The 11,583-nt window shown below is 68.2% G+C and carries 11 protein-coding genes; 8 read left to right on the top strand and 3 right to left on the bottom strand.

The window, feature by feature from the left end; genetic code table 11:
* Positions 1–165 precede the first annotated feature (165 nt).
* The 3 genes from RJ05_RS29475 to RJ05_RS20600 all read left to right on the top strand — a co-directional run bounded on the left by RJ05_RS29475 (position 166) and on the right by RJ05_RS20600 (position 5,157).
* Entirely contained in the window at positions 166–1,800 is a 1,635-nt protein-coding gene (locus RJ05_RS29475) for a hypothetical protein (protein ID WP_051016773.1), read from the top strand.
* Between the two features lie 339 nt (positions 1,801–2,139).
* Entirely contained in the window at positions 2,140–3,288 is a 1,149-nt protein-coding gene (locus RJ05_RS20605) for an RNA-guided endonuclease InsQ/TnpB family protein (RefSeq protein WP_036539539.1), read from the top strand.
* A gap of 291 nt (positions 3,289–3,579) precedes the next feature.
* Positions 3,580–5,157, top strand: coding sequence for an alpha/beta hydrolase (locus RJ05_RS20600; RefSeq protein ID WP_081597443.1), 1,578 nt, complete (start codon positions 3,580–3,582; stop codon positions 5,155–5,157).
* Between the two features lie 75 nt (positions 5,158–5,232).
* Here the strand turns inward: RJ05_RS20600 and RJ05_RS20595 are convergent, their stop codons facing one another.
* The gene (locus tag RJ05_RS20595; protein ID WP_036539536.1) at positions 5,233–6,105 is read right to left on the bottom strand and encodes a sigma-70 family RNA polymerase sigma factor; all 873 of its coding nucleotides are present in this window, start codon (positions 6,103–6,105) and stop codon (positions 5,233–5,235) included.
* 193 nt (positions 6,106–6,298) lie between these two features.
* On the opposite strand from RJ05_RS20595, the gene RJ05_RS20590 reads away from it, so the two are divergent.
* The 4 genes from RJ05_RS20590 (at position 6,299) to RJ05_RS32440 (ending at position 9,136) form a co-directional block, all read left to right on the top strand.
* Entirely contained in the window at positions 6,299–7,468 is a 1,170-nt protein-coding gene (locus RJ05_RS20590; protein ID WP_036539535.1) for an EstA family serine hydrolase, read from the top strand.
* Between the two features lie 34 nt (positions 7,469–7,502).
* Complete coding sequence (locus RJ05_RS20585) at positions 7,503–7,928, top strand: DoxX family protein (RefSeq protein WP_036539533.1); 426 nt, start codon at positions 7,503–7,505, stop codon at positions 7,926–7,928.
* A gap of 30 nt (positions 7,929–7,958) precedes the next feature.
* Entirely contained in the window at positions 7,959–8,477 is a 519-nt protein-coding gene (locus RJ05_RS20580) for a carboxymuconolactone decarboxylase family protein (RefSeq protein ID WP_036539531.1), read from the top strand.
* A 119-nt stretch (positions 8,478–8,596) separates the two neighbouring features.
* Positions 8,597–9,136: an MmcQ/YjbR family DNA-binding protein gene (locus tag RJ05_RS32440; protein ID WP_036539575.1), complete on the top strand. Its 540-nt coding sequence runs from the start codon at positions 8,597–8,599 to the stop codon at positions 9,134–9,136.
* Positions 9,137–9,150: 14 nt separating this feature from the next.
* Here RJ05_RS32440 and RJ05_RS20570 read toward each other — a convergent pair whose 3' ends face one another.
* Both RJ05_RS20570 and RJ05_RS20565 read right to left on the bottom strand, forming a co-directional pair.
* Positions 9,151–10,161 (bottom strand): alpha/beta hydrolase, encoded by a 1,011-nt coding sequence (locus tag RJ05_RS20570; RefSeq protein WP_085996251.1) that lies wholly within the window; start codon positions 10,159–10,161, stop codon positions 9,151–9,153.
* Between the two features lie 147 nt (positions 10,162–10,308).
* Positions 10,309–11,046 (bottom strand): hypothetical protein, encoded by a 738-nt coding sequence (locus tag RJ05_RS20565; protein WP_249040528.1) that lies wholly within the window; start codon positions 11,044–11,046, stop codon positions 10,309–10,311.
* 362 nt (positions 11,047–11,408) lie between these two features.
* Between RJ05_RS20565 and RJ05_RS30135 the strand changes: the two genes are divergently transcribed.
* The coding region (locus tag RJ05_RS30135) for an FBP domain-containing protein (RefSeq protein ID WP_174343962.1) at positions 11,409–11,583 on the top strand (175 nt) is incomplete at its 3' end.

Here is an 11,583-nt window from a genome sequence, read left to right as displayed (position 1 = left end):
GGACTCGGCCATTCGCGTGCGATTCGATGAGTGCGAGCGCTTGGACGGCATATCTTTCCGAGTCGGGTGCGGCGCTCGGCGTGGGCGAGGGCAGGATGGCGACGGCCGGGTCGTCGGCGGCGGGCGGCGTCTGGAACACTCGTTCGCCGGAAAGGTTCGATGCTGATGCTCCGTCGTTTCACGACCAACGCGCCCGCCGCGGCGCCGCAGGTGGATGACTTGATGGCCGGTGCTTTGCCGGACCGCGTGCAGATCGCGCACGAGCGGTTGGCGCACCAGGATGATCCGGCTCTGCTGGAAGCGCTGTCGGAGCGTGAGCTCGCGGCGGCGCGCGAACTGGCCGAGCTGGTGCGGGATTACGAGCGCCATGAGCAGCGGGCGCGGATCCAGGCGGCGGCCGATGCGGCGGAGCGGGTCCGGCGGACGGCGGCCGAGCTGGCCGAGCGGGAGGCCGCGGATCTGCTGCGGGCGGCGCAAGCGATCGGGGAGCAGCGACACAGCAGCAGTCCGCATGCGAAGGTGGCTCGGTTGCATCAACGCAAACCTCGGGTGCTGGGGTTGCTCGCCGGCGTTGTCGCTTTCTCGATGCTGTTCTCCGCGGTGACGGTGCAGCAGAACATCGCGCCCACCGGTGGCGTCACCAACCCGATGTTCTGGCTGTCCTACGGGTTGGAAGCGCTGATCAGCGCGGTCCTCGTCGCGCTGATGCTCTCCACCGCCGATACCGCCGAGTGGGGTGTCATCGAACGGTTGTGGCAGGTCTACACCGTCGAGGGGGTACTGCTGACCGCGAGCATCGCGCTGAACACCTTCCCCTATTTCAAGGCAGGCGACCTCACCGGCATCGGCATCCACGCGATCGCGCCGATCATGATCGGCGTCGCGCTGGTGACGCACCGGTTGGTCGCCGAGAGATACGGGCGCGCGATCGAGCAAGCGACGGCCGCGGTGCCCGACAAGGAAGATCTCCAGGAGCGACTGGTCGCGCTCACCAAGGTCGGCGGAGCGGGGAACCAGATCCTGCCGAGCATCCTCGAGGTGGCGCCGACAGCGCGAGGTGAGCGGCCGGCCGACCGTGCGGAGCCTGCCGAGGCGGAGCCGGACGTCAACGGTGGGTCCGAGCAGCCTGCGACAACCTCGGCAGCTGAGGAAAACCCCGCACCAGACGCAAGTTCCGCACCGGCCCCTGGACCGAATGCTTCTACGGAGACGAAGCAGCTCACTGAGCAGACCGACGAATCCGCGGCCGACCCCACCCCGCCCGTGGCCGCCGCACCGTTCACCGAGCTATGGCTGGCTACCAGACCGCTGCTCGCCGAGCGGCCGGCGAACAAGCCGGGCCACGCACCGGCCGGCAGTACAGATCCGGGCGAGCCCGAGCTGGGCATCGCGCAGACCGACGGCACAGATCTGGCTGAGGCCGAGCTGGACGCTCGCCTCGCAGATGCGGTGCGAAAGACGCTGCAGCGGCTCAGAACCAGCGAGCAAAGCGACCCGGTGGCCGTAGCGCCATCGGCAGGATCGGCCCCGGTTGTGCCGGATGGGGAGAGCCCCGAGGATTCCGAAGGCATCGCGCACTCCGTTGTGCAGGCGGAGCCGACCGAACTTGTCATCGAGCAGCAGGGTCCGGTCCCGGCGCAGGCGGTGGACGCCCCAATGAACGAGGTCGACAAGGAACCGCCCCCTGGTCCGAGCCAGGAAGGGCCGAGCCCCTCCGGACCGGCAGCACACGACGCCGGCGACGTTTTCACTCGGACTTCTCAGCGCGAACCCGAGGAGCCTTTGCTCACCGCGAGGTAATACGGCGCACGCCGGGAAACGCACCCAGTGCCACTCGCCCGCGAGCCCGGCGCGTCCGGTAGGTATCGCACCGACCACGGTCGACGTGAGGCATCGGAAGCGCGGCCGAACTGCCGATGACGACGGCGGCTCCGCACTCCCGATATGGGCTCCGGGCTGCGCCGCTCCGGCCTCGACACGCCCATAGCGCGGGGTGGTTCGCGTGGAAAACCGCCGGTTGAGCGTACGGTCGGGACACGCGATGCCGATACTCGTTGATAAACCCAAACGGGCATGAATCAGTGTCTACCAGTACGAATATCGCTGTGGTCGGCCATAAAACGACGCTAAGCTCATGCGGTGCAGCTCCGATACCAGTACCGCCTGAACCCCACACCGGGGCAACAGGCGGCGCTGGCGCGCGCGTTCGGGTGCGCTCGGGTCGTGTTCAACGATGCGATCGCCGCACGCGAACAAGCGCGCCGCGACGGCCTGCCGTACCCGAAGGACGCTGAACTGTCCAAAGCCCTCACCGCGGCCAAGTCCACCCCCGAGCGCGTGTGGCTGAGCGAGGTGTCGGCGGCGATGTTGCAGCAGGCACTCGCCGACGCGAACACCGCCTACCGCAACTTCTTCGCCTCAGCCACCGGGAAACGGAAAGGCCGCAAGGTCGGGGCACCGCGATTTCGGTCTCGCCGCGACCACCGGCAGGCCATCCGATTCACTCGCAATGCTCGGTTCGCGGTCACGACGGGTGGGAAACTGCGCCTACCGAAGATCGGCGACGTTGCGGTCCGCTGGTCGCGCGACCTGCCGTCCGCACCGTCGTCGGTGACGGTCATCAAGGACTCTGCGGGCCGGTACTTCGCGTCGTTCGTTGTCGATCTCGACCCGCAACCACTGCCCGAGGTCGATGTCGAGATCGGTGTCGACTTGGGGTTGACCACGTTCGCGGTCCTGTCCAACGGCAAAACCGTCGCCTCCCCGAAATTCCTGCGCCGAGCCGAACGCCGACTCCGCAAAGCCCAACAGGACTTGTCCCGCAAGGACAAGGGCAGCAACAACCGGGCCAAGGCACGCCTGCGGGTCGCCAAAGCCCATGCCAAGGTCGCCGACGCCAGGCGCGACTTCGCGCACAAACAGTCCACGACACTGATCCGCGAGAACCAAGCGATCTATGTCGAGGACTTGTGCGTCACCGGTTTGGCGCGGACACGGTTGGCGAAGTCGGTCCACGACGCCGGGTGGGGCATGTTCACCCGTATGGTCCAGGAGAAAGCTGTCCGATATGGGCGGCACTTCGGCAAGGTCGATCGGTTGTTCCCGTCGTCGCAGACCTGCTCGACATGTGGGCGGGTCGATGGAAGGAAACCGCTGTCGGTGCGGGAATGGGGGTGCCCTTGCGGCGCGGTCCACGACCGGGATCTGAACGCTGCGATCAATATCCTCGCCGCCGGACGGGCGGAGAGGCGAAACGCCTGCGGAGGGGCTATTAGCCTTTCCGCCTAGCGGGAAGCGGGCCCCAGTGAAACAGGAACCCACCGAGAGCGTCCGGCAGGGCGCTGGTAGGAATCCTCAGCCTTCAGGCCGGGAGGACGTCAATACCAGGGGACTTCGGCCCCTGCCCCAGTCCGTCCGTCCGTCAGACGGACCTCCGGAATGCGACAACGGGTGTGGTCGCAGACCGGCTGACAGCGGCCCGGCCAACCGGCCGGTGGTGAGAAGCACCGCACTGTCGGTGGCGTCCGAGTGTGACAGGATCATCGTGTTCGATGATCGGTGCACAGGAGGGGCTTGTCGGTGGTTCTGCGGTTGGGAACCAGGAGTTCTCGCTGGGTCCGGGTCGCACTGGCCACGCTGGTCGTCGGAGTGGGTGTGCTCGCTCATGCGGTGCCCGCATCGGCGCGCGAGGCGCACGATCCCTATCTCGACCGCCTGGCGGAGGCCGCGCGGACGTCGGAGCTGCACTGGTCGGACTGTGCGGATGGGTTCGAATGCTCCTCGGCGCGAGTGCCATTGGACTACAACGCGCCGCACGGTGAACAGATCGACCTTGCGGTGATCAAGCTGCCGGCAACGGATCCCGGCCGGCGGATCGGGACGCTGTTCGTCAACTTCGGTGGGCCTGGCCCCTCCGGTGTGGAGCGGTTGCGCGAGCGTGCGCGGTGGCCGTGGCTGTTCTCGGAGGAACTGCGCGCCCGCTTCGATCTGGTGTCCTGGGATCCGCGTGGAGTCGGGCAGAGCGCGCCGGTGAACTGCTTCGCGGGGACCGACGAGCAATTGGCGTTTCTCGGTTCGATGCCGGAGATGCCGGTGACCACCACGGAGGAAGCGGCGTTCTTCGGCTGGTCGAAGGAGTTCGCGGACCGGTGCAGGCACCAGGCGGGTGCAATTCTCGATCATGTGACGACCGCGAACACCGCGCGTGATCTCGAGCTACTGCGCCGAGCGGTGGGCGATCCGAGACTGACCTATCACGGGATTTCCTATGGCACCCAGGTCGGTGCGGTGTACGCGAACATGTTCCCCGGCCGGGTGCGGGCGATGGCGTTCGACGGGTCGATGGATTTCGAGGGCAACGTCAATGGACATGGTGGACAAGGGAAAACACTGCCCTTGGACGCCCGGCAGAATGTCGCTCCCGCGATCGCCGCGACCTTCGATGCGTTCCTGCGGCAATGTTCGGAAGCCGGTCCGCGCTGCGCGTTCTCGGCCGGCGACCCGAAGTTGAAGTGGATCGCGCTGGTCGAACGAGCGCGGCTGGCCCCGATCAGGCTCGATGGCGCGGCCTGGACGTACCAGGCGGTGATCGGAGCGGCGGCGAGTCTGTCGCAATCGTCGAACTACCCGGACCTCGCGGTGCTGTTGCAGCGGTTGTTCGACGCGGGCACCACCGTCCCTGGGTTGTTGCCCGTCGCGCGTGACACCTCGTATCCGGGCAACCGGACCGAGGCCTTCCACGCGATCCAGTGCAGCGACAGCACGGTCCCGGCCGATCCCGCCGCCTACAGTCGCGCCGCCGTCGCGGAAGATCACCGGGTCCCGTACTTCGGGCGGGTCGCTGTATTCAGCAGCGTCGCCTGCGCGTACTGGCAGAGCCACGACGCCGACCGGTACACCGGCCCGTGGAACCGGCGCACCGCCGCTCCGATCCTGGTACTCAACACCAGATTCGACCCGGCGACACCCCTGGCCGGTGCGTTCGCCGGCGCTGCCCAACTCGCCGACGCGCAAGTGGTGGTGATCGAAGGCGCCGGGCACAGCAGCATGTATGTGCCGAGTAGCTGCGCCGAACGCGTCAAGCGGGACTACCTGTTCACCGGTCAGCTGCCACCGAAGAACACCGGGTGCTCGATCGACAAGTCGCCGTTCGACTGAGCGAGTCGAGCGCAGACGGAGCAGCGCGCCCACTGCCGGGCGATTGCCTCGGCCGGTACCACCCACCGGCGACTGTCAACCCAGCACAGCACTCAAATCCATAGTCCCGAGTCGCTCCCGGTCGGACAGGATGTCGATCGCGGTGATGCGGTCTCCGACGACGGTGAAGCTCATGATCGAGAAGGGCTCGCCGTCCATGGTGTTGACCAGGCCCGCGCCGCCGTTGACGACGGCAGGATGGGTGACGCACAGGGTGGCCATGCGGTGGAATGTCTCCGCTTGGGCGCCGACGAGGGTGCGGCCGCGGAGCACGCGCAGATCGCCGGCGTCGGCCCGCAGCACCACATCGGGATCGAGGATGCGCACCAACTCCTCGAACTCGCCGTCGCGGGCGGCGGCGAGGAAGGCGTCGACCACGCGGCGCTGCCGGGGCAGGTCGGTATCGGGTGCCGGAACCTCGCCCTGGATCCGCCGCCGCGCTTGACTGGCGAGCTTCTTGGCGGTCTGCGGCGTGCGATCGACGATCGGAGCGATCTGCTCGTAGGGCACGGCGAACATATCGTGCAGCACGAAGGCCAGCCGCTCGGCGGGGCTCAGTGATTCCAGCACGACGAGCAATGCCAACCCCACTGAATCGGCAAGGACCGCTTCCTGTTCCGGGCTCTGACCGGAAGGCGCCGTGACCACCGGATCGGGCAGATTCTCCAGCGGCTCTTCCTGACGGACCTTGCGCGAGCGCAGCATATCGAGGCACACCCGTCCGACGACCGTGGTCAACCAGCCGCCGAGATTGCCCACATCGGTGGTGTCGGTGCGGGCCAGGCGCAGCCACGCCTCCTGCACCGCGTCATCGGCGTCGGTAACCGAGCCCAGCATCCGGTAGGCGACCGAACGCAGGTGCGTGCGGTGCTCCTGGAACCGCTCGGCCAGGAATTGCTCTTCGTTCACGGGTCCTCCTCGTTCGGTTCCTTCATACCCATGACGAACCGCGGGCCGGAAAGGTGACCACACCTACTCGACCTGCGATTTCTTCGCGTCGGTCACCTTTTGCGGCGCCCGTACGTCAGTGCACCAGAAGACGATCCGCGGCGCCGCCGGAGCGGGAACCCCGCCGACCGGCCGCCACCGAAGGGAGATCACCATGAGCACAATCGAGATACACGGCACCGTTGCCGAAGGGTTCGAGGAGGTCCGCGAGGAGTTCCGCGCTGTCGTCGCGGCCGAGGACGGGCAGTCCGGTGCGCAGCTGGCGGCCTACCTGCGTGGTCGCAAGGTGGTCGATCTGTGGGCCGGACCGGAGGTCACCGATACCACGCTGACCGGTCTGCACTCCTCCAGTAAAGGTGCGGCGGGGCTGGTGGTGGCCCTGCTGATCCAAGACGGTGCTCTCGACATCGACCGGCCCGTCGCCCACTACTGGCCGCGCTTCGCCGCCGCCGGCAAGGAAGACATCACCGTCCGCGATGTGTTGGTGCACCGGTCGGGAGTGATCGGCGTCGGCGGTGGTTTCACCGTCGCCGAGCTCGCGGATGAAGGGGTCATCGCCGAACGGCTGGTCGGTCAGCGCCCCTACTTCGCGCCGCGGACCGCGCACGGATACGGCGGGTTCGTCATGTACGCGATTCTCGGCCGAGTGGTGCGGGCGGTCACCGGAAGCACCGTGCAGCAGTTGTTCGAACAGCGGATCCGGGCACCCTATGGACTGGACGTGTATCTCGGACTGCCCGCGGAACTGGACCACCGCTACCTGCCGATCCTGCCGTGGCGGGCGACCGCGGAGATGGAGGCCGCGTTCGCGGCGAATTCCCCCAACCCGCAAGGCATCGCCGGTATTTCCTACAACCTCAATGCCAAGGGATTCACGGCCGCCGATGTGATGGCCCTGCCCAACGATCCGCAGCTGCGCCGGCTCGGCCAGGCCTCGGCCGGTGGCGTCGGCAGCGCGCGCGGCTTGGCCCGCATGTACGCGGCGGCGGTCTCGGGTGTGGACGGCCGCTCGCCGCTGCTGTCGCTCGACACCATCGAGACCGTCTCCGAAATCCATTCCAGCGGTGCGGATCTGGTCCGCGGGCAAGCGCCCTACACCCTCGGCTTCGAGGCGAAAGGGCTGCTGTTGCCCTTCCTCGGCGTGCACGCGTTCGGGCATGCGGGCTCGGCCGGTTCGGACGGATTCGTCGATCCGCACAGCGGTCTCACCTACGGATACACCCGTCGCCGTGCCGCATTCGCTTTCAACGCCCCGGAGAACGCGCGGCTGGCGGCAGTCCTGCACCGCGTGGCGACCGGCTCCGGCCACGCCCGCGCGGCCTGACTTTCGACTCGACTCACAACCAAGGAGTGACACCATGACTACCCGCACCTCGAAGGCACTGAAGCTCGCCCGCTGGATTCCGGTGGCGGCGGTACTGACCGAAACCGCCGTCGGCTCGTATTGGGACCTGGCCCGGATCTCCTATGTCCGGGAAGCCTTCGACCACCTCGGCTATCCGATGTACTTCGCGACGGTGCTCGGTACCGCCAAGGCCGCCGCGCTCGCCGCGATCCTCACCCCCGGCCACCCGCGGACCAAGGAGTGGGCCTACGCGGGACTGGTCTTCGTCTACGGCGGAGCCGCCGCCTCGCACCTCGCGGTCGGCGACGGCCCCGACAAATGGGCTATGCCCGCCGTGTTCGCCGCCTGCACGCTGGCCGCCCGCGCCTGGCTGCCGCAGGGCGAGACCGCCGCGATCAACAAGCTCGGCGTCCTCGGACGTCGTCCCCAGTTCGTTTGATCAACCCCACTGAGAAAGGAAACAACAGTCATGCAAGAGAACTCGACGGCCACGCAGGAGCGCACCGGATCCCGGCTGCGCAATCCACAGCAGCTGGTTCCCGAACTGGCCGAAGTCGGTGCGGCGCTGTTCAAAGCCACCGGAAACGGGACCGTCCCCAGGACAACGATCGGTCTGGTCCAGTTGCGGATCGGTCAGATCGTCGGCAGCACCTACCTGGTCGTGCTGCATACGGGCAACCTGCGCACCGCGGGGGAGTCCGAGGAACGAATCGCGGCCGTGGCCACCTGGCAGGACGCCCCGTACTTCACCGAGGCCGAGCGCGCGGCACTCGCCCTCGCCGAAGCCGTCGCCCAGCCCTCGGCAGCAGGCGAACGGGTGACCGACGAGTTGTATGCCCGCGCGGCCGAGCACTACGACGAGCAGGCCATGGCCACCCTCGCGATGGCCATCGGTCAGGTGAATTTCTTCGTCGCGCTGGCCGTCATCGGCAAGCCACTGCCCGGGCGTCCGCCCGCCGAGCAGTGGACACCGGTGCGGGACCGGTAGACCGTTCGACGCCGCGGCCGCTGCCACAGTTCACCACTGCGGCCGCGGCCGCGGCGGTAATCTGGCGCGGTGACCGTCCCGGAATCGCGTGTGCTGCCGATCATCGCCGAGGATCAGCGATGACGACACGTGCACAGGTGCGTAAGGCCGCCCTCGCCCTTCCAGAGGTCGACGAAGGGACGCACTTCGGGTCGGTCGCGTATCGCGTTCGCGGCAAGAGCTTCGCCTCCATCAGCCGCGAGGGCGAGCTGCAGGTGCAGTTGTCCGACGACGAGATCGACGGCGTGCTCGCCGACCACCCCAGCGGTGCGGTGATCGAACGCGCCGGCAAGCGGATCGGCCTCCGGATCGCCTTGGCCGACATCAACGGACAGACCTCGAACCATCTGGTCCGGCGGGCATGGTTCGCACGGGCACCGAAACGACTCGCGGCCTCCCTCGCCGCCGCCGACAACGCTGGGCCAGGAGACGGCGACTTGCCGGCCTCGATCGGCAAGCCGGCCACCCGGGCGTTGCACGGCGCGGGCATCACCACCCTGGACGCACTCACCACGCGCACCCGCGCCGAACTGCTGTCCCTGCACGGTTTCGGCCCCAAAGCCGCGCGGGTTCTCGCCGACGCGCTCGAGGAGCGCGGGTTGACGTTCGCGGGGGAGTGACGATCGGTCCGGCTTCACGCCGGCAGTTCGAGCCCGCGTGCGATCACCGGCCAGGAATGAATCAAAGCATCACGCCAGTAACCCCAGGAATGCGTGCCGACCGGTGGGAAGTCCACGGTGGCGGGGATGTTCAACTCGTCGAGGCGGGCCGCGAGGTTGTGCGAGCAGTAGTTGGTTGCCGCTTCGATGACCCCGCCGATCACCACCTGGTTGGCCAGGCCGTACGCGCCGGGCAGCGCGTAGGGGCCGTTGAGGGTGTCGTAGGGGCCGGGCAGGCCGCTGCCGGAGGAGATGAACAATTCCAGGCCGCGCAGGCCTTCGGCATTGACGTACGGATCGTTCTGCACCCACAGCGGATCGTCCGGCGGGCCGTACATGTTCTCGACGTCGCCACCGCCCCACACCTCGACACTCAGTCGCACGGCCTCGCGACCGAACGGGTCGCTGGTCTGCGCGCAGCCGCTGTAGGCCGCGGCCGCCCGGTACAACCCGGGCGCGGCGATGGGGAGATTGAGCACCGACGTTCCCGAGGTGGACAGGCCGGCGATGGCGTTGCGGCCGTTGGTGCCGAAGGCCGCGTCGATCAACGGCGGGAGTTCCTGGGTGAGGAAGGTCTTCCACTTGTTGACCCCGAGCACGGGGTCGGGGGCGCGCCAGTCGGTGTAGTAGCTCCACGCGCCGCCGATCGGCTGCACAACATTAACGTCCTTCTCACCGAGGAACGCCAGCGCGTCCGGTGCCCGGCTCACCCAGTTGGCCGTGCCTTCCCCGCCGTCGGCGCCGTTGAGCAGGTAGAGCACCGGACGCGGCTGGGACGCATCGCGCGGGCGCTGCACCGAGACCGGGATATCGCGGCCCATGGCGGTGGAAAACACCTGCAACTTCACATTGCGTTCGTCGGCGATGCGGACGTCGGTGATCCGTGACCCGTTCGGGGCGACGGGACTGGCGAGCAGATTGCCCGAGGCGATGATCGGATCGTTGGACGGTGCGGCGTGTGCGCCGACCGGAGCGATGGCCGTCATGGCGGCCAGACAACCGGTGACGACGAGGGTGCGGATTCGTAGCTTCACTGATATCCCGCCTGTTCGTGGTCGGTGCATCCGTGGTGCTCGGTGGTTCCTGCAGGGCGACGTTACCCAACTCGGGCGCCCCGACGCAGCGAGATCGGCTCAGTTCGCGGCGACGGCGAAATACGCGGTGCGCACATCCACCATGGTGGGCGGCGGGAAATCGGGTGAGCCGGCGCCGAGCTCGCCCATCGCCACCTGCCAGGTATCCGACGACGTGTCGATCGCGCTGCGCGCGTCCGCGGCCTGGAGCACGACTTCGGAACCGCCGGTGCACGAATACGCGCCGACCATGCCATCGGCCCGCCCGCCCCAGGCTCCGCCCACGCGGATGCGGCACTGACGGCCGTCGGCGAGTTCGAGCGCCCACGGCTCGGGCGATTCCGGGGCGGCGACGGGTTCGAGCGGCGGAGCGACGGTATAGCGGCGAAGTTCCCGTTCCCAGGGGTCGTCGGCGCAGAGCAGCTCGGTGCGTGACGGCGTCGGCCAGCAGACATCGGCCGCGTCGGCGGATGCGCCGCAGTGATAGATGCCTGGGGTGGTCGCCGAATGGCTCGGGACGGCGTTTCGGCAGTCGAGAGTGCCGAAGGGGTCGGGGCTGATGACGGTGAATCCGTCGGTGGGCCTGCCCTCGGCGTCGACCGCGGTGAGCGAGATGACCTCGGTGGGCTCGGCCGCCGCCGAGGTCATGGTGGTCGGCGACGGGCTGGGGCTCGCGGGTGGGTCCTCGGCCGCCGGGCCCGCCTGGGTGGTGGTGGACAACTGGGCGGCGGGGGGCGAACCGCAGCCTGCCAGCGCCAGCGCTGCGCCGAACACCGATAGCGACCTCGCGAATGCCATGAGCTACCCCCTCGTCAGTGGATACCCGCGCCGCTCGAGTGTAGCCAGCGGAGTTCCTGGTCCCGGCGATTTCGCGACGCCCACGGACATCGGTTTCCGCGCGGCCGACGACCCCATCGGCGAGCTTCGACCGGCCGGTGGCCGTGTGGCGTGGGGCCACCGGGTGACCGGCGCGGGCTGGTGCGAGGTGGTGCGGCTGGGTGACTCTCGCCGGCTGGCGCAGACCGGTAACCCACGCGGTCCGGGCCGGCCGGTGACGGGGCGGACTGGTACTGCCCGGTGTGAAAATCGGTTGTCCGTCCCAGTGCGGTCCCCTAACGTCCCTTCGGTTTGTCCGTCATCGACCGAAGGGAGCACCCACCGTGCAACCCGTCACCGAACGCGACATCAGGTCGTCGTTCATCAACTGCTCCAAAGGAGACGCCAAGCGATTACCGGTCCCGCGCGACCTGGATCAGCGCCCGTGGGAGGATCTGGATTTCCTCGGCTGGAGCGACCCGTCGTTCCCCGGCCGCTGCTATCTCGTCACGCCGGGTG

This window comes from Nocardia cyriacigeorgica NBRC 100375 (assembly GCF_000308555.1).
Lineage (GTDB): Bacteria > Actinomycetota > Actinomycetes > Mycobacteriales > Mycobacteriaceae > Nocardia > Nocardia cyriacigeorgica.
The sequence above is the reverse complement of the archived record's forward strand: the minus strand, read 5'-3'. Positions and strand labels throughout refer to the sequence as shown.